23 protein-coding genes are annotated in these 20,513 nt (G+C 62.6%); 14 read left to right on the plus strand and 9 right to left on the minus strand.

What is annotated here, in order from left to right:
* Positions 1-29: 29 nt before the first annotated feature.
* From pcaF to ASD63_RS31915, 3 genes are read right to left on the minus strand one after another with little or no spacing between them, the layout of a single operon-like run.
* Positions 30-1,235, minus strand: a complete 1,206-nt coding sequence (gene pcaF, locus ASD63_RS31905; RefSeq protein ID WP_060530461.1) for a 3-oxoadipyl-CoA thiolase — start codon at positions 1,233-1,235, stop codon at positions 30-32.
* A complete protein-coding gene (locus ASD63_RS31910) occupies positions 1,235-2,017 on the minus strand; it encodes a CoA-transferase subunit beta (protein WP_060530462.1) in 783 nt (260 codons plus the stop codon). The genes pcaF and ASD63_RS31910 overlap by 1 nt, the downstream gene beginning before the upstream one ends.
* Before the next feature lie 11 nt (positions 2,018-2,028).
* Complete coding sequence (locus tag ASD63_RS31915; RefSeq protein WP_060530463.1) at positions 2,029-2,889, minus strand: CoA transferase subunit A; 861 nt, start codon at positions 2,887-2,889, stop codon at positions 2,029-2,031.
* 180 nt (positions 2,890-3,069) lie between these two features.
* Here ASD63_RS31915 and ASD63_RS31920 point away from each other — a divergent pair, with 180 nt between their 5' ends.
* Positions 3,070-3,825 carry an IclR family transcriptional regulator gene (locus ASD63_RS31920; RefSeq protein ID WP_060530464.1) on the plus strand — a complete coding sequence of 252 codons (756 nt, stop codon included), beginning with the start codon at positions 3,070-3,072 and terminating at the stop codon, positions 3,823-3,825.
* An 89-nt stretch (positions 3,826-3,914) separates the two neighbouring features.
* Positions 3,915-4,577 (plus strand): sulfite oxidase-like oxidoreductase, encoded by a 663-nt coding sequence (locus ASD63_RS31925; RefSeq protein ID WP_060530465.1) that lies wholly within the window; start codon positions 3,915-3,917, stop codon positions 4,575-4,577.
* On the opposite strand, the gene ASD63_RS31930 is transcribed toward ASD63_RS31925, so the two are convergent.
* Both ASD63_RS31930 and ASD63_RS31935 read right to left on the minus strand, forming a co-directional pair.
* A complete protein-coding gene (locus ASD63_RS31930; RefSeq protein WP_060530466.1) occupies positions 4,562-5,227 on the minus strand; it encodes a TetR/AcrR family transcriptional regulator in 666 nt (221 codons plus the stop codon). The two genes, ASD63_RS31925 and ASD63_RS31930, sit on opposite strands and share 16 nt — an antisense overlap.
* Positions 5,212-6,681, minus strand: a complete 1,470-nt coding sequence (locus ASD63_RS31935) for an amidase family protein (protein WP_060530488.1) — start codon at positions 6,679-6,681, stop codon at positions 5,212-5,214. The genes ASD63_RS31930 and ASD63_RS31935 overlap by 16 nt, the downstream gene beginning before the upstream one ends.
* A gap of 31 nt (positions 6,682-6,712) precedes the next feature.
* Between ASD63_RS31935 and ASD63_RS31940 the strand changes: the two genes are divergently transcribed.
* Positions 6,713-7,156, plus strand: a complete 444-nt coding sequence (locus tag ASD63_RS31940; protein ID WP_060530467.1) for a hypothetical protein — start codon at positions 6,713-6,715, stop codon at positions 7,154-7,156.
* The gene (locus tag ASD63_RS31945; RefSeq protein ID WP_060530468.1) at positions 7,156-8,094 is read left to right on the plus strand and encodes a sterol desaturase family protein; all 939 of its coding nucleotides are present in this window, start codon (positions 7,156-7,158) and stop codon (positions 8,092-8,094) included. Before ASD63_RS31940 ends, ASD63_RS31945 begins: the two co-directional genes overlap by 1 nt.
* A 47-nt stretch (positions 8,095-8,141) precedes the next feature.
* Here the strand turns inward: ASD63_RS31945 and ASD63_RS31950 are convergent, their stop codons facing one another.
* The gene (locus ASD63_RS31950) at positions 8,142-9,590 is read right to left on the minus strand and encodes an NCS1 family nucleobase:cation symporter-1 (protein WP_060530469.1); all 1,449 of its coding nucleotides are present in this window, start codon (positions 9,588-9,590) and stop codon (positions 8,142-8,144) included.
* Positions 9,591-9,827: 237 nt separating this feature from the next.
* Here ASD63_RS31950 and vapB point away from each other — a divergent pair, with 237 nt between their 5' ends.
* Complete coding sequence (gene vapB / locus ASD63_RS31955; RefSeq protein ID WP_034805861.1) at positions 9,828-10,061, plus strand: type II toxin-antitoxin system VapB family antitoxin; 234 nt, start codon at positions 9,828-9,830, stop codon at positions 10,059-10,061.
* On the plus strand, positions 10,061-10,468 hold the full coding sequence (vapC, locus tag ASD63_RS31960; protein ID WP_060530470.1) for a tRNA(fMet)-specific endonuclease VapC: 408 nt from the start codon (positions 10,061-10,063) through the stop codon (positions 10,466-10,468). The genes vapB and vapC overlap by 1 nt, the downstream gene beginning before the upstream one ends.
* Before the next feature lie 10 nt (positions 10,469-10,478).
* Here the strand turns inward: vapC and ASD63_RS31965 are convergent, their stop codons facing one another.
* Complete coding sequence (locus tag ASD63_RS31965) at positions 10,479-11,366, minus strand: helix-turn-helix domain-containing protein (RefSeq protein WP_060530471.1); 888 nt, start codon at positions 11,364-11,366, stop codon at positions 10,479-10,481.
* Between the two features lie 128 nt (positions 11,367-11,494).
* Here ASD63_RS31965 and pobA point away from each other — a divergent pair, with 128 nt between their 5' ends.
* Entirely contained in the window at positions 11,495-12,667 is a 1,173-nt protein-coding gene (gene pobA / locus ASD63_RS31970) for a 4-hydroxybenzoate 3-monooxygenase (protein WP_060530472.1), read from the plus strand.
* Here the strand turns inward: pobA and ASD63_RS31975 are convergent.
* Both ASD63_RS31975 and ASD63_RS31980 read right to left on the minus strand, forming a co-directional pair.
* On the minus strand, positions 12,661-13,203 hold the full coding sequence (locus ASD63_RS31975) for a GNAT family protein (protein WP_060530473.1): 543 nt from the start codon (positions 13,201-13,203) through the stop codon (positions 12,661-12,663). The two genes, pobA and ASD63_RS31975, sit on opposite strands and share 7 nt — an antisense overlap.
* A gap of 85 nt (positions 13,204-13,288) precedes the next feature.
* Positions 13,289-14,203 carry a LysR substrate-binding domain-containing protein gene (locus ASD63_RS31980; RefSeq protein WP_034805874.1) on the minus strand — a complete coding sequence of 305 codons (915 nt, stop codon included), beginning with the start codon at positions 14,201-14,203 and terminating at the stop codon, positions 13,289-13,291.
* A gap of 300 nt (positions 14,204-14,503) precedes the next feature.
* On the opposite strand from ASD63_RS31980, the gene ASD63_RS31985 reads away from it, so the two are divergent.
* From ASD63_RS31985 to ASD63_RS32010, 7 genes are all read left to right on the plus strand, one after another.
* On the plus strand, positions 14,504-15,610 hold the full coding sequence (locus ASD63_RS31985; RefSeq protein ID WP_060530474.1) for an extracellular solute-binding protein: 1,107 nt from the start codon (positions 14,504-14,506) through the stop codon (positions 15,608-15,610).
* 113 nt (positions 15,611-15,723) lie between these two features.
* Positions 15,724-16,710: an ABC transporter permease gene (locus tag ASD63_RS31990; protein WP_060530475.1), complete on the plus strand. Its 987-nt coding sequence runs from the start codon at positions 15,724-15,726 to the stop codon at positions 16,708-16,710.
* Positions 16,710-17,504, plus strand: coding sequence for an ABC transporter permease (locus ASD63_RS31995; protein WP_060530476.1), 795 nt, complete (start codon positions 16,710-16,712; stop codon positions 17,502-17,504). Before ASD63_RS31990 ends, ASD63_RS31995 begins: the two co-directional genes overlap by 1 nt.
* On the plus strand, positions 17,504-18,586 hold the full coding sequence (locus tag ASD63_RS32000; RefSeq protein ID WP_060530477.1) for an ABC transporter ATP-binding protein: 1,083 nt from the start codon (positions 17,504-17,506) through the stop codon (positions 18,584-18,586). The genes ASD63_RS31995 and ASD63_RS32000 overlap by 1 nt, the downstream gene beginning before the upstream one ends.
* Before the next feature lie 68 nt (positions 18,587-18,654).
* Positions 18,655-19,764 (plus strand): NAD/NADP-dependent octopine/nopaline dehydrogenase family protein, encoded by a 1,110-nt coding sequence (locus ASD63_RS32005; RefSeq protein WP_200953562.1) that lies wholly within the window; start codon positions 18,655-18,657, stop codon positions 19,762-19,764.
* A partial coding sequence (locus tag ASD63_RS34670) for an aminotransferase class I/II-fold pyridoxal phosphate-dependent enzyme (RefSeq protein ID WP_156624209.1) occupies positions 19,765-20,179 on the plus strand: 415 nt, incomplete at its 3' end.
* 22 nt (positions 20,180-20,201) lie between these two features.
* Positions 20,202-20,513: aminotransferase class I/II-fold pyridoxal phosphate-dependent enzyme (locus ASD63_RS32010; protein WP_280138320.1), on the plus strand; the 312-nt coding region annotated here is incomplete at its 3' end.

The raw sequence follows: 20,513 nt of genomic DNA on the forward strand, positions 1-20,513 counted from the left end.
TTGCGTTTCATACGGTACTTTTTCCGTGGTCAGACCCGTTCTAGCGCCACGGCGATGCCCTGGCCGACGCCGATGCACATGGTCGACAGCGAATAGCGCCCGCCGGTCTCGTGCAGTTCGAGTGCCGCCGTGCCGGTGATGCGGGCGCCAGACATGCCGAGGGGGTGGCCGAGTGAGATCGCGCCGCCGTTGCGGTTAACGCGCGGGTCGTCGTCGGCAATGCTGAGATCGCGAAGCGTGGCGAGCCCTTGCGAGGCGAAGGCCTCGTTGAGTTCGATCACGTCGAATTGCGCCTGCGTGAGCCCGAGGCGGGCCATCAGCTTCTTCGATGCCGGAGCCGGGCCGAAGCCCATGATGCGCGGCGGTACGCCGGCGGTAGCCCCACCGAGGATGCGGGCGATCGGCCTGAGGCCGTATTTCTTCGCTGCCGCTTCCGAGGCGATGATCAGGGCCGTTGCGCCATCGTTGACGCCGGAGGCGTTGCCGGCGGTCACCGTGCCGCCTTCTTGTCTGAAGGGCGTGCCGAGCTTGGCAAGCGCTTCCATGGTCGTTGCGCGGGGGTGCTCGTCGCGATCGACGATAACGGGCTCGCCCTTGCGCTGCGGGATCGTCACCGAAACGATCTCTTTCGCCAGCCGGCCATTGGCCTGCGCGGCCGCTGCCTTTGCCTGGCTGCGCACAGCAAACGCATCCTGGTCTTCGCGGCTGACGTGAAAGTCAGCCGCGACGTTCTCGCCCGTCTCTGGCATGGAATCGACGCCATATTGCTTCTTCATCAGGGGATTGATGAAGCGCCAGCCGATGGTCGTGTCGTAGATTTCGGCGTTGCGCGAAAAGGCGGCATCGGCCTTCGGCATCACGAAGGGCGCGCGTGACATGCTCTCGACGCCACCGGCGATCATCAGCTCGGCTTCGCCCGATTTGATGGCGCGGGCTGCCGTGATGACCGCATCCATGCCGGAGCCGCAAAGCCGGTTGATCGTCGTGCCGGAGACGCCGACCGGCAGGCCGGCCAGGAGCAGCGACATGCGCGCGACGTTGCGGTTGTCCTCGCCCGCCTGGTTGGCGCAGCCGAAGATCACGTCGTCGACGGCGTCCCAGTCGACATCGGCATTACGCTCCATCAGAGCGCGAAGTGGGACCGCACCGAGGTCGTCGGCCCTGACCGATGAGAGTGAGCCGCCGAACCGGCCGATCGGGGTGCGGATGTAGTCGCAGATGAAAGCCTCGGCCATCACGCAGCCTCCTTGTCGCCCTGATGCGCCTTCTTGGTGCGAGCGTTGATGTCACGAAGGGTCTTGAGTTCGAGTTCGGACGGGGCCGGCGTCTCGATCACTTCCTCGGCGAACCTGATCGCCCAGCCGCAATTCTCGACGATCTGCTCGCGCGTGACGCCGGGATGGATCGAAACGACGGTCAGTTCCTTGGTTTGCGGATGCGGCTCCAGGATGCAGAGGTCGGTGATGACGCGCGTCGGTCCCTTGGTCTTCATGCCCAACCGTTCGCGGTGGTCGCCGCCGTCGCCGTGGCCCATGGAGGTAATGAAGGGCAGCTTCTCGACGAAGCCGCGCCTGGAGAGCGCCATGGTGATGAAGATGCGGCCGCAATTGGAGGCAATCTCCGGAGCGCCGCCACCACCGGGCAGACGCACCTTGGGGTGGTCATAGGGGCCGACGACCGTGGTGTTGAGGTTCGCGAACTTGTCGATCTGGGCGCCACCGAGGAAGCCTGTCGTGATACGCCCGCCCTGCAGCCAGTAGCGGAACATCTCCGGCACCGACACGGTGAAAAGGGCCGTGTCGCAGAGTTCGCCGTCGCCGATCGAAAGCGGCAGCACATCCGGCTTGGTGCCGACCGTGCCGCTCTCGTAGATCAGCGTGATATCGGGTGCATGCGTCAGCCGCGCGACGTTGCAGGCGGCCGAGGGCGCGCCGATGCCAACGAAGCAGACGTCGTCGTTGGAAAGCGTCCGGGAAGCGGCGATGGTCATCATTTCGGTAGGGGTGAAGTCGCTCATTCTATCCTCCCTCAGGCCGCTTTTGCCGGTTTGTTGCCGGCATGCTTGGCGAAATCTTCCGGCCCGGCGTCGAGCACGTTTTCCTTGATCCAGGCGGTGAAGCTATCGCGGTCGCGGGCGATCTCGTCCCAGCCGATGTAGAAGGCGTTGGAGCGCGGATAGTAACCGTGCGCATAGGACGGGAAGGCGCCACCCGGAACGTGGGCAACCGATGTGACGGCCCAGCTCGGCAGTACGAGGGAATTGGGCGACGGAGGGTCGAGTTCGTCGACGATCTCCTCGACCGTGACGATCGCGCGCTTGGCGGCAAGAACCGCCTCCTTCTGCACGCCGACGATGCCTTCGATCAGCACGTTGCCCTTCCTGTCGGCGCGCTGGGCGTGGATGATCGTGACGTCAGGGCGGATCGCCGGTACGGCCGCAAGCACTTCGCCGGTAAACGGGCAGGTGACCGACTTGATGTTGGGGTTTACCTTCGGCAGGTCGGCGCCGATGTAACCACGCAGCGTCGCAAACGGCAGGTTGGCGGCACCCGCCTCATAGGCGTTGGCCATCGCCGCGTGGGAATGCTCTTCGATCTCCAGCGGCCGCGGCCACTGGTTTTCGACGGCGTCGCGGAAGCGATGTAGCGAGCCGACGCCGGGATTGCCGCCCCAGGAAAACTTCATGCCACGCGCCGCACCCACGCCAATCAGCTGGTCATAGAGAATGTCCGGCGTCATGCGCACCAGATAGAGGTCCTTGCGACCCTGGCGGATCACCTCATGCCCCGCGGCATAGGGGATCAGATGGGTGAAGCCTTCCATGGCGACGGTGTCGCCATCCCTGACATTGTCGCCGACAGCCTCGGCGAGCGAAACGATCTTCGCCATGTTTCCTCTCTTGGTCTCAGTGATCTGTTCGTGGCCTTCGTCGCCCCACGGGCAGCCGGCGCCTTCCTCTTCCGGATGCCAATAAGCGCCGATCGAAACGCTCGGTCAAATATTTTGTGCGATATTTGACTTTTGTTCGTATATCGCACAAAATCGTTGGCGATGATTTGGGAGGCAAGGATGCGTGAAACGGACTTCGTCAGCGGCTTTGCGCGCGGGTTGGCAGTGATCGAAGCCTTCGATGAAACCCGGCCGAAACTGTCGATCGCCGAGGCGTCAAAGATTACCGGGCTTGACCGGGCGACGGTGCGCCGGTCGCTGCTGACCCTCTCCGAGCTCGGCTATGCAGACTATGACGGCAAGTTCTTCGCGCTGACGCCGAAGATCCTGCGCGTTGGCCATGCCTATCTCTCGGCAACGCCGCTGCCGACGATCATCCAACCTTATCTCGACCAATTGTCCGACCGCGCCGGGCAGAGCGCCTCGGCCTCGGTCTTGGATGGAACCGAGATCGTCTACATCGCCCGCGCCTCGCAAAAGCGGGTGATGTCGATCAACCTGACGACGGGGTCGCGCCTGCCGGCCTATTGCGCCTCCATGGGGCGGGTATGGCTCGCGGCACTGCCGGAGCATGAGGCACGAGAGATCCTTTCCCGATCGAACCTCAAGACAAACACGCCCTATACGAAGACCGATCCGGAGGACCTGATCGCCGAGTTTCGCCGTGTGCGCGACCAGGGCTATGCGCTGATTGATCAGGAACTGGAACTCGGTCTCTGTTCGATCGCAGTGCCGCTCGAAAACGACCGCGGCCGGATCGTTGCGGCGCTGAACATCGGCGCGCCGGCAGCCCACGTGGCCGCAGCGGAGATGGTCGAGCGTTACCTGCCGCTGCTCAAGGAAACGCAAGCGGCGCTCCGGCTGGTGCTGAGATAACAACTTTTGAAGCTGCGCTTGACCTTCCGCCGTCGCGCCCTTCTTACTTTCGCTTGGCGAGTGAATTCGGGGTTGGGGAGGAGAGCATCATGACCGACGACGCGCATCCGCCGGAAACCAAGCTCACGACGACGAAGCGGCGCTGGGCCGCCGATGGCAAGTTCCTGACGGGGCGGATCGTGCGCCCCGAGGACGAGCGCCTTCCGCCCGGGCAACATCTGGTCAAGGACTGGCCGGTGCTCGACCTCGGCCAGCAGCCGATCATCCGGACGGAAAGCTGGCGGCTCGATATCACCGGTCACGTCGAGCATCCCCTGTCGCTCGACTGGGCCGCCTTCAAGGCTTTGCCGCAGAGCGACCGTCTCTCCGACATGCATTGCGTGACGACGTGGTCGCGCTACGACAACCGCTGGCAAGGCGTGACCACACATGATCTGCTCGACCAGGTGATGCCGAAGGCCGAGGCGAGCCATGTCATGCTGACGAGTTATGACGGCTACACCACGAACATGCCGCTTGCGGATTTCGCCTCCGAAGACGCGATCCTTGCGACCGACTGGGAGGGCCAACCGATCGGCCGCACCCATGGCGGACCGATGCGGCTCGTCGTTCCACATCTTTATCTGTGGAAGAGTGCCAAGTGGCTGACGCGTATCGATTTTCGCGAAGGCGACATGCCCGGCTTCTGGGAGCGGAACGGCTACCACATGCGCGGCGACCCGTGGCGCGAAGAGCGCTATTCGGACGACTGATCGGGGCCTGTGAAGGCTTGACGATCACCGCCCAACGCGTCCGGGTCCAGAAGCGATTGCAGCCCCGCAAGCTGGTAGCGCCAGAAGAGCGAAATGGCCGACTGGATAGACGGGGCGTCGCTGTATTCGCTGAGCGTATCGGCAATGGTGTCCAGCGTTCGAGTGAAGGTTCGCTCGAGCATGAAACCCATCAAAGGCGTCAGGGCTTGCTCGCCGCCCTTGTCGGTCAGGTAGCCGGAAGCCAGCCGCACCATCTCCCGGATCATCAGCTTGCGGACATGGGCGTAGCGCGTCCCATCGGCCCCGCGAAGCAGGATCAGCACCACGAGCCGCTGGTCGATCCAGAAGGACAGCAGCGCCCGGGCACGTTCGGATCCGGAAGCATCGGCCTGCAGCCAATCGCCGATCGATCGCAGTTCTCGTACACGGGCGCGCAGCAAGCGCAACAATCGCCCGGCGAGCGCCGGTGTCACGATCTCATAAAACAGCGCTTCCTTGTCGGCGACGTACTTGTAGATGTTGCTCGAACTCGTACCCGCCCGTTCCGCCACATCGGCCAGCCGGGCCTTTTCGAACCCTTGCTCGGCAAACACCGCTGCCGCTGCCGCAAGCAGACGCTCGCGCACTTCCTGCTTCAGGCGCTGGGGCATGCGAGCCTTTCTGCAAGCTCGGTGAGCCTTGGTTGCCAGGGGGCAGCTTCTTCCAGCTGGAAGGCGAGTGAGAAGAGCAGCGCGTCCTCGCCCGTTGCTGCAGCGAAATGGCAGCCGACCGGCAGCCCCTCGCGCGACCAGCAAAGCGGCACCGACATGGCGGGCCATCCGGCAAAGGACGCCACATTGGTGAAGCCGGCGAGGCGTTCCGTAAACGCGATGAGTTGGTCTGCATCCTCGGTCGGTCCTTGCGTCCCCAGCGGAAAGGCCGTGAAGGGGACGGTGGGCGAAAGCAGCACGTCATAGCCGGAGATCGTCTGATTTGCGCTCGCCTCGGCCCTCTTCGTCGCGCCGATCGCCTCCATGATTGCCGCCTCCGGCAGCCGCCTCGAGCGGCGGACGAGCTCGACCGTGTAGGGCTCGAACAAGGTCTCGTCGAAGGCGCCGCCCATTGCGGCCGCGACCTGGTCGAACAGGCCGGACAGAACGATCCCGGTCAGATTGAAAAAGGCGCGGCTGGTTTCCTGCGCGTTGACGTCAGGCCCCGCGCATTCGACGACCTCGTGCCCCAAAACCGTGCACAACGTGATCGCCGCGTTGAGCGCGTCCTCGACCGCTTCAGACACGCCGCGCCCGAAAACATCATGGCGATAGACGCCAATGCGCAGCCGCTTCTGCGGGCCGCGGCGCATATCGTCGATCGCAGGCATTGGCCGCGCCAGGTCCTGCCGCTCGGTCGCCGCCAGCCACGCGGCGCTGTCGCGCACGGAACGGCTGACGCAATGGTCGCTGATCAGCCGCGCCGTCGGCATCGCCGGCGGCAGGCCGGCATTCACCGTGCGGTCCCGGCTCGGCTTGAAACCGAATAGCCCGCAGAACGAGGAGGGGCCACGGATCGAGCCGCCGCCGTCGGACGCGTGGGCGATCGGCACCATGCTGGAGGCAACGGCCGCCACCGCGCCGCCGGACGAGCCGCCGGTCGAAAGGGCAAAATTCCAGGGGTTGCGCGTCGCGCCATGGGCGAGGGTTTCGGTGGTGCCGAGCAGGCCGAACTCCGATGTGGTCGTCTTTCCAAGAACGATCAGACCGGCCGTGTCGATCGCGTCCGTGTAATCCGATCCGGCTGGGGCGGGCTGTCCCTTGAAGAGGCGAGAGCCGAAGCCGGCCTGATGGCCGGGATAGGCAAGCAGATCCTTGAGCAGGGTCGGTACGCCCGGGAACGGCATGTCCGCGTGCGGCCGAAGAGCTCCGGCGCACTTGCGCGCGTGGTCGAAATTCGCGGATGCAAGGGCGTTGACGTGCGGCTCGACCCGCTCGATGCGCCGGATGGCGGCATCGACGAGTTCGAGCGGCGAGGCTTGGCCCGTCGAGACGAGACGCGCCTGTTCCGTTGCGTCCAGCGCGGAAAAGTCGTCCGTTTCCTGTTGCGAAAATTCGGGATTGGGGGCGCGCATCTGTCCAGCTTCCATTGACGATGAAAAGAGAATGCTGGATTCTCTTTTCATCGTCAATGAGCGGTTGCATCCGCAAGCGACTGATTGCATCTTCCCGTCTCCTGCAATGCTGGTGCAACCCACCCCCCGCAAAGCTCGTGCAACGTTTCAACAAAGGACGTTGTCGATGCGCCTGGCCATTTTACCGATGTGGATGATCCTCTTCAGCGCGAGCCCGAGCCATGCCGAAGAAAAGGGAATGTGGATTGCGGACAATCCGTATCGGACCGTGCAGCCTTTGTACGATCCCTGTCGTGATGGTCGGCTAAGTGATGGAACGCCGCGAACCTGCGCCGAGATCAGACGCATGTACCGGCATGGACGAGGCGGCTGGTCCGAGCAGGACCATCGCCTGGATGCATGCAGCAACGGACGCGTCAGCGACGGTCGGCCGCGCACATGCCGGGAACTGCTTGAATGGATGGAGCATCGTTGATGAAGGCAGAGCGCAGAGCCACCGTGTCGAGGCTCGGACAGGTTTTCAGATTAGTGCTTGGGTATCTGTCCTGGCCGCTGGTGCTTTTCGGTGGACTGCTCGGCGCCTACTACGCGTTCGCGAGCGCAGAGCCTATGGTCGGATTCGTGGCGGTCTATGCGGCTGCCGTCTTCATCTTGTTTCTTCTCGAACGCTACATTCCCTACGAGCGGGGCTGGCTGCAATCGGATGGCGAAACGGTGAACGATATCGGCCACACGCTGGCGACGAAGGGCCTGCTGCAGGCGGCTGGCCTGATCGCCGCCGTCTTTCCCATGTATGCCGCCAACATCCTGCAGCCGCTCGCAGCGCTCAAGTTTGGTCTCTGGCCATCGGATTGGCCGATGGTGTTTCAGGTGGCTATCGCCGTGGTCGTTGCCGAATTCGGCCTCTATTGGTCGCATCGGATCGCCCACGAAAAGCTGTTCTTCTGGCGGTTTCACGCGCTGCATCACAGCGTCGTTCGGCTCTGGGTCATCAATACCGGCCGCTTCCACGTGGCCGATTCGCTGTTCAAGATCGCCATGAGCCAGATCCCGCTCTATTGCCTGGGCGCTCCGTTGCACGTTTTCTGGTGGCTCGGCGCGGTCACGGCCTTCATGGGCATTCTTACCCATTGCAACGTCGACATGCGCACCGGCCCCTTCGACTATCTCTTCAGCACGCCGCGGCTGCACCGCTGGCATCACTCGAAGGACCTTCGCGAAGGCAACATGAACTACGGCGAGAACGTCGTGGTCTGGGACCTTTTGTTCGGCACGTACTACAACCCTGACCGTCCGTCCTCCACTAACATCGGCATCAAAGGCCAGATCGCCCAAGGCTTCCTGGCACAACTGGCGCAGCCCTTCACCAAGAACGGCGTTCGCGAAATCCTCGGCCTCCCGAAGAAAAACTGAAAATGCGACAGCATGCCCGGTGTTGAACCGGGCATGCTGCGCAATAACTAGGCCGCAAAGGCCGGCTTGCGTGCGCCGATCCTTAAGACGTAGTAGATCGCCCCGCCGATGGCGACGCCGAAGAACCAGCCATAGATTCCCCACCAGGCGGGCAGGATGTTGGTGAAGGTCGGCAGGATCGAGGAGAACAGCGCGCCGATGGCAAAGGCGATAAAGGCGCTGCCGTGCCAGCCGCCCTGGAAGCGGAACTCGCCCTCCTCGTGATAGAGTGCTTCGACATTCAGCTGGCCGCGGCGGATCAAATAATAATCCACCATCATCACCCCGAAGATCGGCCCCATCGTCGAGCCGATGAAGTTGACGAAATGCGCAGCCCCCGTTTCCCAAGGGGCGAACGGATAGAGGATCAGCGCAATCAGCGCCGCAATGTAGCCGCCGCGCTTGAAGTTGATCTGCCGCGGAAAGACGTTGGCAAAGTCGAAGGCCGGCGACACGAAGTTCGCCACCACGTTGATGCCGAGCGTCGCGACGGCGAAGGTAAGGGCTGCAAGCAGCGCCAGGAACCAGCTGTCGAATTTCGCCGAAATCTGGTCCGGATGCAGCAGCACTTCGCCATAGACGGCAAAGGCGGCGGTCGTCGTCACGCCGGCGACCAGGCAGAAGGCGAGCAGGTTGATCGGCAGGCCCCAGAGATTGCCCTTGCGTAGCGTCTTCACGTCGGTTGCATAGCGCGAGAAGTCGCAGAAGTTCAGATAGAGCGCTGCGAAGTAGGTGATCCAGGTGGCGGCGACCGCGGCCAGCGCCGGGAAGCTGCCGGGCTCCCACGGAACGCCTGCGTCCTTGGTCTTTTCGACGAGCACGTCGCGCGGGATTTCCGAACCGAACGAGAACGTCCCTGATTTGACGATCAGGTAGACGGCAAGGATCAGCATCATGATCCAGACGGCCGGGCCTGCCCAATCCTGGAATTTGCGAACGGTCTCCATGCCGCGCTGGATGATAAGCAATTGCAGCGACCAGACGACGACGTAGCAGATGACCTCAAGCGTCGAGTGGCCGAGCATGTGGCTGTTTTGATGGAAGGCCAGCATGCTTTCGTTGCGAATGAGAAGCGCCACGATCGCGCCGGAGGCAGCCGCTGTCTGGGCGCCGTACCAGAAACAGGCGACGACGGCGCGCACCAGCGCCGGAACGTTGGCGCCGAAGGTACCGAAGGAGGCGCGGGCGAGAACGGGGAAGGGCACGCCGGTGCGTACGCCCGCATTGCCGACAAGGCTCATCAGGAAGAAGATCACCAGCGAGCCGATGCCGATCGCGATGACGAAGTTTATGAAGCTGCCGCAGAGCAGGAACAGGCTTGCTGCGAGGTAGTATCCCCACAGGCTATGCACGTCGGATGTCCACACATTGAAGATGCTGAAAGCGCCCCACCGGCGCTCCTCGGCCGGTGCCAGATCCTCGTTGTACAACGAGGGCGACGGATCGCGTACTGCCATGTCTTCCTCCGTATTTCCTCCGGATCCCCCTCGGACCCGATCTTGATTCTGCTCCCGTTTTGAGTCGTTGCAAAAAGCTTTTTGGATCGTCGAGGTGGGGATGCAGTGGCACCGAACGTGACAAAGCGGCCTCGCAGAACTGCGATCGGCAGCCGCGAAAGGTCGCGTATATCCCATTGACATATCCTGTGGCTGAAACCATCTTGGATATATTCAAGGTATATCCCGGAGGCGACAATGTCGGAACAGGGCGCAGTTTTTCTCACCAATCGTAGTCAGGCGATCCGGCTGCCGAGGGCCGTAGCGCTTCCGGAGGACGTCAAACGCGTCGATATCGTCGCGGTGGGGCGAACGCGCATCATTACACCCGCAGGCGAGGCCTGGGACAGTTGGTTCGACGGCGAGCTCGTCACAGCCGATTTCATGGTGCAGAGAGAGCAGCCGGAGGCCCAGGAACGCGAGCCACTCTGATGTTGAAATACATGCTCGACACCAATATCTGCATCTACACGGTCAAGAACCGGCCGCAGCAGGTTCGTGAGGCGTTCAACAGGCATCACGGCCAACTGTGCATCAGCTCGGTCAGCCTGATGGAGTTGATCTACGGCGCGGAAAGATCCGCAATGCCCGAGCGTAACCTATCGGTCATAGAGGGGTTTGCCGCGCGTCTTGAGGTTCTCAACTACGATCAGGCGGCAGCCAGCCATACCGGACAGTTGCGCGCCGAACTCGCCCGCAGTGGCACGCCGATAGGGCCTTACGATCAGTTGATCGCGGGTCATGCACGGTCTCAAGGCTTGATCCTCGTGACCAACAACCGGCGGGAGTTCGATCGTGTGCCCGGCTTGCGAGTCGAGGACTGGACCGCGGCGCCCTGACCCCGCCTTCCTACGCACCGAGCCTGTCTCGTTCCGCAAGCCGCCAGGCGCGGGGCGTCACGCCCGTCTGGCGCAGGAAAAAGCGGGAGAAATACGCGGGGTCTGCGAAGCCGAGGCGGAAGCTGATTTCCTGGACGTTGGCGCGGGTGAAAACGAGCTCGCGCTTTGCTTCGCCGACGAGCTTTCGCGAAATCATCTCGTGCGCGCTGAGGCCGGCAACGGCGCGCGTGATCCGGTTGAGATGGGTTTGCGACAGGCCAAGTTCGCGGGCATAGGCGGCGGCCGGCCAATGCGAGCGGAGGTGCTGCTGCAAAAGCGCTTGGAAGCGCTGGACCCGCCGCTCGTTTTCACTCTGGCTGCTGTCATCCCGGTCGTCGCTCGTCTCGTCGAGACGGGCCGTCAGCGTCAGCGCGGCGGTCAGGTAGGCGTCCAGAAGATCGGCGCGGTTGCCACGGCTGGTTTCCCATTCCCTGGCAAGACGTGTGAGGGTTGCTGCGATGTAGGCAGCATCTTCGCCGCCGTCGAGCCGGATCAGGTGCGGGATGGCGAGCCAGGCGCCAAGGCGGCTGCGCTCGCCGGGCGCTGTCTTCAAGTGCGAAGCGAGGATGGTGAAGACGAAGCCGTCGATGTCGCGCGAGAAGCGGAAGCCGTGGCTTAGCGCCGGCGGAACGGTAATGACCATCGGCGGTTCGATCATGTTGACTGCGTTGCCAAAGACCGCATCGCCGGAGCCGCTGGCAATGTACAAGATCTGAAAGAAGCTCTCGTGCCGGTGCAGCCCGATCTCCCAGTGGTAGAGGCTGCTTCGTGACGGAATAGTTTCGCAATGCAGCCAGAAATCCGGCCGTTCTCCGGTCTTTTCGCCGTAGAGTTCGTAGGTCGGAACCGTCTTCCTCATGCAGCACATCCTGAAGCCATGTTCGATTTGTGCAATTTCATGGCGGATTTGTCCATTGAGAGCGAAGCCGGCCCGGCGCAGATTTTGCCAAAAGACAATTCTGACAAAGAGCAATTCCGGAGGAGAGCATGCGCACCAAGGTGGTCATCATCGGGTCGGGCCCGTCAGGGCTTTTGCTCGGGCAATTGCTGATGGAAGCGGGCATCGACAATGTCATTGTCGACCGTGTCAGCAAGGACTACATCCTGGGGCGCGTGCGCGCCGGCGTGCTGGAGGAAGGCACGGTCGGCCTGATGGATCGCGCTCAAGCCGGGGCGCGCATGCATCAGGAGGGCCTGCCGCATGACGGCTTCTCGCTCGCCTTCGATGGCCGCGATCACCGCATCGATCTCAGGCAACTGACCGGGGGCAAGCGCGTCATGGTTTATGGCCAGACGGAGCTGACGCGCGACTTGATGGAGCATCGCGAGCGCTCAGGGGCTGTCACGATCTACGAGGCGGCCAATGTCCAACCGCATGATTTCGACGGTCATCTGCCCTATGTGACCTTCGAGAAGGATGGCACGGCGCAGAGCATCGACTGCGACTTCATCGCCGGCTGCGACGGCTTTCACGGGATCAGCCGCAAGTCGGTACCGGAAAAGGCGCTCAAGACCTTCGAGAAGGTCTATCCCTTCGGCTGGCTCGGCATTCTCGCCGACGTGCCGCCGGTCGACCACGAACTGATCTATGCCAACCATCCGCGCGGTTTCGCGCTTTGCTCGATGCGTTCGACGACGCGCAGCCGCTACTACATCCAGTGCGCGGTGAGCGAAAAGATCGAGGATTGGTCGGACACGCGCTTCTGGGACGAACTTCGCCGGCGGCTGCCGTCGCATCATGCCGAAGCAATGGTAACGGGACCGTCCTTTGAAAAATCAATCGCGCCGCTGCGCTCTTTCGTTGCCGAGCCGATGCGTTTCGGCCGGCTGTTCCTGGTTGGCGATGCCGCCCATATCGTGCCGCCGACGGGCGCGAAGGGTCTGAACCTTGCCGCCAGCGACGTGCATTATCTCTTCGAGGGGCTGCTCGAACACTATCAGGATCGCTCGAATGCCGGCATCGACGCTTACTCTGCGCGGGCGCTGGCGCGTGTCTGGAAGGCCGTGCGCTTCTCCTGGTGGATGACGACGATGCTGCACCGTTTTCCGAATACCGGTGATTTCGACCAGCGCATCCAGGAAGCCGAACTCGACTACCTCACCCATTCGGTGGCGGCAGAAACGGCGCTGGCGGAGAACTATGTCGGCTTGCCCTACTGAGCGGCGGCGGTGCGGTCGGCCCATTCGCCTCTAAGCATGCCGTAGATCGCTGTGTCCCACCTGGCATCCCCGACCTTTGCGGAAGAGCGTCTAACGCCCTCCTCGTAAAAGCCGAGGCTGCGGTAGGTGCGGATCGCCGCCTCGTTGAACGTGTAGACGTTGAGCTCCAGCCGCTCGAAGGCGGGGTCGGCGAAAAAGCGGCGGGTCACTTCGCTGAGGAAAGGCTGGGCGAGGCCCTGGCCGCGCATGCGTGGATTGATGGCAACCCGGGCGAGGCGGCCGACGCCGTTTGCCCAGTCGAGCGCTACCTGCGCATGGCCGGCGAGCTTGCCGTCGACGACGCCTGCAAACATCAAGCGCTCAGGTTCGGCACCTTTGGTTCCGGCGAGCATCGCTTCGAGCTGTGCCGCTTCCAGCGGAAAGGCGAGGCCGGGGCCGCCCCATTGCACCAGCGCCTCCAGGCTCGAAAACCAGTCGAGCATCTCGGGAATGTGTGCTTCGGAAAATGCGTCAACGAGGAGGGGAGCGGACGGCATGGTTCACCATTCTGTCGGGGCCACAATCTCGGCTGTGGAGCGGGGCTTGTAAAGCCGCGAATTCCGACGCGCCGCCGACAGGGCCTCAGTTCGCTTCCATCGCCAGCCGCATATCCTGCACCGTGGCGCGGGTCGCCTCGACATAGGCGTCGACCAGGTGGCGGTTTCTCGTTTCGCGGAGCCAGCAGAGGCTGAGATCCGACGCAATGCTGGGGAGAAACGGCTTGATTGTCAGCCGGTCGCGCTGGCCAAAGGCGAACACCGGATCGACGATGGCGATCCCCAGTCCGTTGGCGACCATTTCGCATACCGCCGGCGCAAGGGTCGCATCCATGATGTAGTTCAACCGCGTGCCATAGACATCGAGCGTGCTTTCGATCTTTTGCCGGATGCGGTTGTCCGCTGCAAAGCCGATATAGGGCTCGCCGTGGATATCGGCGGGCACGATCTCCTGTTTCGCAGCGAAGCGATGGTCGCGCGGCGCAATGCAGACGAGGTCTCCGCCGCGCAAGGGAACGCACTCGATATAGGGGTTGTCCGTATTGCGGTTGATGAGGCCGATATCGACCTGCTTGGATAGCAGCCATTCGACGATGAACTGCGAACTGCGGATCACCACCGAGATGTAGGCGTCGCCATGCCCGGCAAGAAAGCGCTTGTTGGTGTCGCTGATGAAGAGGCCGGAAAGCGCCGGCATCACACCGACCGAGATCTGCCCCAGTTCCTCGCGCCGGATCAGGTCGACGGCGCGCTCGATCTGCTTGATGCCGGCGAAGACACGATCGATCTCCTTGTAGAGCCGCATGCCATGCTCCGAAGGAATGAGCCGCCCCTTGATGCGGTCGAAGAGTTCAAGCTCCGTATCTTCTTCCAGATGCGCCAGGAGCTTGCTCACGGCGGGTTGCGAGATATGCAGCACTTCCGCGGCACGGCTGACCGTGCCGCATTCGATCACGGCTTTAAGAGCCTCGATTTGTCGCAGGTTCGGTGCGCGCTTCATTTCATAACTTCATTCGGGGCAAACTTGCCCATACCCTAGCTTTGCGCGCGGAGGTTGACAATCCGGCCGACCAAGACCCCCGCAAAATATCGCCGTTTGCCGTGCCGGCTTAAATTCTGGGCTATAACCTTTTGGAATGGATGCAGGCTCAAAAACAATTAGACGGACCAAATTTGCTGCGCCAATCTTTATGCAGGCTGCAACTGGATCGATCCGGCTGCGCGATCGGCGACGGGATCAGAAGCGCGTATGCGCGCTCTGGCGCCATCAAGTCACGCTGGGAGGCGAGAGGAGAAACAAATGATTATCGGGCAGAAGATCAATCGCAGGAACGCGCTCAAGCTGTTGGGGGCAGGCGGTGCAACGGTGCTCACCGCGCCTTACCTCATCCGGTCGGCGCGTGCTGAGAGCTCGGTTCTCAACATCACCACCTATGACAAGTTCCTGCCGCAGGATTTCATCGAGCAGTTCCAGAAGGACACAGGCATCGAGGTTCGCATCCGCCTGACCGACGACCAGGGCAAGCAGTACAACCTGCTGACGGCGGAAGGCGCAAACCCGACCACGGACATCGTGACGGTCGCCGGCCACCGCTACGGCCAGTTCATCGGCTCCAAGCTGGTGCAGGCGCTGGATACGGCAAAGCTGCGTAATTGGGCGAACCTCAACCCCGCCTATCAGGACGCCGCCTGGGCGCGCTTCGAGGGCAACCTTTGGGGATTGCCGATCCTTGCCGGCTACGAAGGCCTCGTGCGCAACACCGACTACGTGTCGGAGGCCGACAGCTGGGGCATCATGTTCGACGAGAAGTACGAAGGCCTGACCGCCTATATGGCGGGCGACTTCATGTCGATCACCATGAAGTATCTGGGCCATGACGGCGACTTCGTCACCTACACCGACAAGGTCGAGGAGGCCCAGAAGGCCGCCAGCCAAGCGCGCGACCACCTGATCAAGCACAAGCACATGGTTCGCAAATACTACGATGCGGCCAGCGAAGTGCAGCAGATGTTCATCAACGAGGACATCCATCTGGCGCAGGCCTGGTCGGGCCCGGCTGCCAAGCTGATCATGGACGGCGTGCCGGTCAAGCTCTCCGTGCCGAAGGAAGGCACCTACGGCTTCTGCTACACGCTGGACATCGTCAACAACGCGCCGAACGCCGAGAACGCCTACAAGCTGTTCGACGCGATCCTGGCGAACCCCGAGGTCGGGGCGGCGATGACGCGCACCTCCGGCTTCAGCTCGACGATATCGGGTGTCGACAAGCTGCTCGACGAGAGGGAGCGGCTGGCATCGACCCTGCCGCAGGACGAGCTCGAGCGCGTCACCTTCTTCAGCTCGCTCAACCGCTCGATGAAGAACGAGATCATCGATCGCGCCGTCGCCGAACTGAAAGCGGCCTAAGCAATCGCATTGCGATGACTGACTGACTGACCTCGCCGTGGCGGCGGGGTCAGAACGGTGACGCATGTTCTGCCAACGCCCGTCGGGTCGCGGACAAGCTTTGGGATAATTCAATGGCCGTGGGAACACATACGGCAGGTGGCGGTCTCCCCGTCCGTGCTGCGCACATGAAATACTCGACCGGTGTCTCGAGGGTGATCAACTCACCGCTCTATCGCTACACCTTGGGCGCGGTCGCCGAGTGGCGATACGGACGCATCCTGCTTTTGGCCGGCGTGCCGGTCGTCTGGATGCTGATGATGCATATCGGCCCCATCTACGAGATGCTGCGCATCAGCCTCCTGTCCAGCTATCCGCCGCAGCCGGGCGTCGAGGCCGAATTCACGTTCGACAACTACGCGCTCTTCTTCAGCGAAAAGCTCTACTGGATGCCGCTGCTGCGCAGCTTCATCTATGCCTCCATCGCAACGGCCGTCACTCTGGTCGTGGTCTATCCGGTTGCCTATTACGTGGCGAAGGTGGTTGCGACCGGCAACAGGTCACGGGCGCTGCTCCTGCTCTTGGCCCCGTTCTGGGCCGGCGAGATCATCCGCATCTTCTCGGTCATCATGCTTCTCGCCAATCGCGGTGCCGTTAACGTGCTGCTCAGGGAAATCGGGCTGACCGAGCGTCCGATCCAGATGCTCTACACCTCGTTTTCGATCAGCTTCGGCCTCGTCTACATGGTCTGCCTTTACATGCTGCTGCCGCTCTATTCGGCGATCGAGAAGATCCCGAAGTCGCTGCTCGATGCCTCAGCCGATCTCGGGGCAGGGCCGTTCACGCGCTTTCGCCGCATCATCCTGCCGCTGTCGCGCGACGGCATCGTGTCGGGATGCTCGCTGGTCTTCCTCACCTGCATGGGCGTGTTTGCCGCTCCCATTCTCCTCGGCGGGCCGACCACCAGCATGTTCTCCGAAACGATCAGCAGCTTCTTCCACGGCGCCAGCAGCCGTTGGCCGGCCGGTGCCGCCTTCGCGATGGTCATGCTTGCCGCATCCCTCGTCACTGTCGGTCTGTTCATGCGGTTCGTCGGCGGCTCGAAGCAAAGGACATTCTGATGCGCGCCCTGTTTCACGATTGGCCCGGGCTGGCCCTCAAGTCCTTCTACTGGCTGTTTGTCCTGTACCTGTTTCTGCCGCTCTCGCTGATGGTGGCGGTCAGCTTCAAGGATGCGAGCTTCATTTCGTTTCCGCTCGGAAACCTGACGATCGACTGGTATGCCAAGGTCATTCAGGACAAGCAGTTCCTGGACGCCTGTCTCTACACCATCATGATCGCCGCGGCGACGACCGCCATCGCGACGGTAATCGGTGTCTGGATCGCGATGCTGATCGGGTCGCTGCGCGGGGCCACTCAATACGTGGCCTTTGCGGTGGCCTGCCTACCGGCCGTGGTGCCGGGCATGATCTCGGCGATTTCGCTGCGCATCTTCATCACCACCATCGATCTGCCGACGGGCACGGTCGCCATCATCCTCGGCCACGTCGTCCACGCCGTGCCTTTCGTGGTGGTCATGGTGCTGACGCGGCTGCGCTCGATGCCGGGCAATCTGGTCGATGCCGCGCGCGATCTCGGTGCCGACAGCATCGTCACCTTCTTCCGCGTCACGCTTCCCTATCTGGGACCGGCCATCTTCGGCGGCATGATCTTCTGCCTGCTGCTGTCGAGCGACGACTTCGTCCGCACCTTCTTCCTCGGCGGCTATCGCCCGACGCTGCCGATGCTGATCTTCGCCCGGGTGCAGTCCGGCATGTCTCCGGAGATCAACGTCATGGCGACGCTCGTCCTGGTCGTGACGGCCGTGGTCGGGCTCTACGCAGAATATCTCACACGTCGTTCGAGGATCCGCTGATGCAACCGGTTGTTCAGTTTGAAAATATCCGCAAGAGCTTCGGCAGCTTTGTCGCCGTCGATAATCTCAATCTCAACATCGAGCGCGGCAAGTTCGTCACCCTGCTCGGCCCCTCCGGCTGCGGCAAGTCGACAACGCTGCGCATGCTGGGCGGATTTGAAACGCCGACCGAGGGCCGCATCCTGCTTTCCGGCCGCGACGTGACAATGGTTCCGCCGAACCGGCGCAACGTCAACATCGTGTTCCAGGATTACGCGCTGTTCCCGCACATGTCGGTCGCGAAGAACATCGCCTTCGGCCTGGAGTTGAAGGGCGTCGACAACCGCCAGATCCAGAGGCGCGTATCGGAGCTTCTGGAGCTCGTGCAGCTGCAGGATTTTGCCGGCCGCCTTCCGTCCGAGCTGTCGGGCGGCCAGCGCCAGCGTGTCGCGCTGATGCGCGCTTTGGCGCCCGATCCCGACGTTCTGCTTCTGGACGAGCCGCTTTCCGCCCTCGACGCCAAGCTTCGCCAGACGATGCAGATCGAGCTCAAGGCGATCCAGGAGCAGACCGGCAAGACCTTCATGTTCGTGACCCACGATCAGGAGGAAGCGCTGACCATGTCGGACACGATCGTGGTCATGAACAATGGCCGGATCGAGCAGATGGGCGACCCGGCGACCCTCTACAAGCGCCCCGGTTCCGCCTTCGTGGCGACCTTCCTCGGCGAAACCAATCTGTTGCATTCCGACGTCGTCGGCACTGACGCCGGCGAAGCGGCGGTGCGGTGGAACGGCATGACGATCAGGGCGTCGGCCGGCGCGCTTTCTCCCAAGGCGGGCGACGCGATCTATGTCGTCCTGCGGCCGGAAGCGATCCAATGTTCGGCGCAGGAGCCGGGTGTCGCCAACCGGGTAAAGGGGCGCATCCGCCAGCGCGTTTTCAAGGGCAACCACACATCGCTCAAGGTTGAGATCGGCGAGGGGCATCTGCTCAACGCGCTCGTTCATCCGAGCGAGGTGGAAGGCCTCAGCCGCGACGACATCTGGGTCGGCTGGTCGTCCGAAGCGACGACGCTCATCCCCGCCCGAAACGCGGCTTAGCCGCAACACCTCGACAGCGGGCGCCCAGCTGCGCCCGTTACCCGATATCAATGAAAGTGGAAAACGACATGCGCGTAGGTATCGCAGGTGCTGGCTCTATTGCCTTCGGCACCGCTGCACTTCTTGAAAAACTGGGACACAAGGCAACGCTCTGGTCGCCGTCCGGCACCGGGACTGTGGCACTTGCCGACGGAAAGAGCCTGACGGCCGAGGGTGCCATCCAAGGCACCTTCCTTCCGGCCGTTGCCGAGAGTGCGGAAGATCTCGTCCACGATACCGATGCGATCCTCATCGCGCTGCCGGCCTATGGTCACCGCTTCGTGCTGGACGCAATCGCGCCGCATCTGACTGCCGGACAAGTGGTGATCTTCAGCTCGCACACCTCGTTCGGAGCGCTTTATCTCTCGTCGCTTCTGGCAGCACGCGGCATCACCTTGCCGATCGTTGCCTGGGGCACGACGATCGTCAGCGGCCGGAAGCTCGGCCCTGCGCTGGTGCAGGTGAACACCATCCGCAAGCAGGTCGACCTCGCGACCGTTCCGGCATCGGAAAGTGCGCGCGGCCATGCGGTTTGCACGGCGCTTTTCGGCGAACATTTTGTCGACCGCGGCAGCCTGCTGGCGATCGCGCTTTCGAACCTCAATCCGCAAAACCACCTCGGGATCGCGCTCGGCAACATGTCGCGCATGGAGCGTGGCGAGACCTGGGTCCAGGCCCAGAACGTCACCCCCAATATCGGTCGTCTCCTGGAGACGCTCGACCTCGAACGCCTGGCCGTCGCCGAGAAGCTGCAGCTGAAGGTGCGCGACATTTTTCAGCATTTCCACCTGTCGTTCCATGTGCCGGTCAGCACGATCTCGCAGATGAACCAGGAAATGCATGAGGCCGGACATAACGGCACGGGTCCTGCGACGGCCGACAGCCGCTACGTGACGGAGGATGTTCCCTTCGGTCTGGTCGTCACTGCGCAGCTCGCGCGCCTTGCCGGATGCCCGGCAGACCTGCACGAGGCCGGTATCCGCATCTTCTCGGCCATGTACGGCCGGGACTTCGAAGGCGAGAACGACCTCCTTCCGGAACTGGGTCTTGAGCGATTGGATCTCGAAGGTCTCGATGCCCTGTGCCGCACTGGCTTCCCGCCTGTCGTCGCTGTCGATCGAGCCGAGGGACGTGTCTGAATGAGTGATCGCTTCCTCACCCATCTCCGTTCAGAACTCGAAGGCCTGAAGACGGCTGGGTTGTACAAGTCGGAGCGTGTGATCACCTCGAAGCAGGCAGGTGAGATCAAGGTCGCCTCGGGCGAGCGGGTGCTCAACTTCTGCGCCAACAACTATCTCGGCCTTGCCGACAGTGAAGAGCTGGCCGAGGCCGGCAAGCAGGCGCTCGACCGTTACGGTTACGGCATGGCCTCGGTGCGTTTCATCTGCGGCACGCAGGAGGAACACAAACAGCTGGAGGCACGCATTTCGTCCTTCCTCGGCCTGGAAGACACGATCCTCTATTCCTCCTGTTTCGACGCCAATGGCGGCCTGTTCGAGACGCTGCTCGGCGAAGAGGACGCGATCATCTCCGATGCGCTCAACCACGCCTCGANGGCCTTGCCGACAGTGAAGAGCTGGCCGAGGCCGGCAAGCAGGCGCTCGACCGTTACGGTTACGGCATGGCCTCGGTGCGTTTCATCTGCGGCACGCAGGAGGAGCATAAACAGCTGGAGGCACGCATTTCGTCCTTCCTCGGGCTGGAAGACACGATCCTCTATTCCTCCTGTTTCGATGCCAATGGCGGCCTGTTCGAAACGCTGCTCGGCGAAGAGGATGCGATCATCTCCGATGCGCTCAACCACGCCTCGATCATCGACGGCGTGCGGCTGTCGAAGGCCAGGCGCTTCCGCTACGCCAACAACGACATGGCGGCGCTGGAGGAGGAG

The sequence above is a fragment of the Ensifer sp. Root558 genome (genome assembly GCF_001427045.1).
In the GTDB taxonomy this organism is placed as follows: domain Bacteria; phylum Pseudomonadota; class Alphaproteobacteria; order Rhizobiales; family Rhizobiaceae; genus Ensifer; species Ensifer adhaerens.

Excerpts from the sequence above, each read along its gene's own strand:
- pcaF (WP_060530461.1), bottom strand. The coding sequence starts at position 1,235 with ATGGCCGAGGCTTTCATCTGCGACTACATCCGCACCCCGATCGGCCGG.
- ASD63_RS31910 (WP_060530462.1), bottom strand. The coding sequence starts at position 2,017 with ATGAGCGACTTCACCCCTACCGAAATGATGACCATCGCCGCTTCCCGG.
- ASD63_RS31915 (WP_060530463.1), bottom strand. The coding sequence starts at position 2,889 with ATGGCGAAGATCGTTTCGCTCGCCGAGGCTGTCGGCGACAATGTCAGG.
- ASD63_RS31920 (WP_060530464.1), top strand. The coding sequence starts at position 3,070 with ATGCGTGAAACGGACTTCGTCAGCGGCTTTGCGCGCGGGTTGGCAGTG.
- ASD63_RS31925 (WP_060530465.1), top strand. The coding sequence starts at position 3,915 with ATGACCGACGACGCGCATCCGCCGGAAACCAAGCTCACGACGACGAAG.
- ASD63_RS31930 (WP_060530466.1), bottom strand. The coding sequence starts at position 5,227 with ATGCCCCAGCGCCTGAAGCAGGAAGTGCGCGAGCGTCTGCTTGCGGCA.
- ASD63_RS31935 (WP_060530488.1), bottom strand. The coding sequence starts at position 6,681 with ATGCGCGCCCCCAATCCCGAATTTTCGCAACAGGAAACGGACGACTTT.
- ASD63_RS31940 (WP_060530467.1), top strand. The coding sequence starts at position 6,713 with ATGCTGGATTCTCTTTTCATCGTCAATGAGCGGTTGCATCCGCAAGCG.
- ASD63_RS31945 (WP_060530468.1), top strand. The coding sequence starts at position 7,156 with ATGAAGGCAGAGCGCAGAGCCACCGTGTCGAGGCTCGGACAGGTTTTC.
- ASD63_RS31950 (WP_060530469.1), bottom strand. The coding sequence starts at position 9,590 with ATGGCAGTACGCGATCCGTCGCCCTCGTTGTACAACGAGGATCTGGCA.
- vapB (WP_034805861.1), top strand. The coding sequence starts at position 9,828 with ATGTCGGAACAGGGCGCAGTTTTTCTCACCAATCGTAGTCAGGCGATC.
- vapC (WP_060530470.1), top strand. The coding sequence starts at position 10,061 with ATGTTGAAATACATGCTCGACACCAATATCTGCATCTACACGGTCAAG.
- ASD63_RS31965 (WP_060530471.1), bottom strand. The coding sequence starts at position 11,366 with ATGAGGAAGACGGTTCCGACCTACGAACTCTACGGCGAAAAGACCGGA.
- pobA (WP_060530472.1), top strand. The coding sequence starts at position 11,495 with ATGCGCACCAAGGTGGTCATCATCGGGTCGGGCCCGTCAGGGCTTTTG.
- ASD63_RS31975 (WP_060530473.1), bottom strand. The coding sequence starts at position 13,203 with ATGCCGTCCGCTCCCCTCCTCGTTGACGCATTTTCCGAAGCACACATT.
- ASD63_RS31980 (WP_034805874.1), bottom strand. The coding sequence starts at position 14,203 with ATGAAGCGCGCACCGAACCTGCGACAAATCGAGGCTCTTAAAGCCGTG.
- ASD63_RS31985 (WP_060530474.1), top strand. The coding sequence starts at position 14,504 with ATGATTATCGGGCAGAAGATCAATCGCAGGAACGCGCTCAAGCTGTTG.
- ASD63_RS31990 (WP_060530475.1), top strand. The coding sequence starts at position 15,724 with ATGGCCGTGGGAACACATACGGCAGGTGGCGGTCTCCCCGTCCGTGCT.
- ASD63_RS31995 (WP_060530476.1), top strand. The coding sequence starts at position 16,710 with ATGCGCGCCCTGTTTCACGATTGGCCCGGGCTGGCCCTCAAGTCCTTC.
- ASD63_RS32000 (WP_060530477.1), top strand. The coding sequence starts at position 17,504 with ATGCAACCGGTTGTTCAGTTTGAAAATATCCGCAAGAGCTTCGGCAGC.
- ASD63_RS32005 (WP_200953562.1), top strand. The coding sequence starts at position 18,655 with ATGCGCGTAGGTATCGCAGGTGCTGGCTCTATTGCCTTCGGCACCGCT.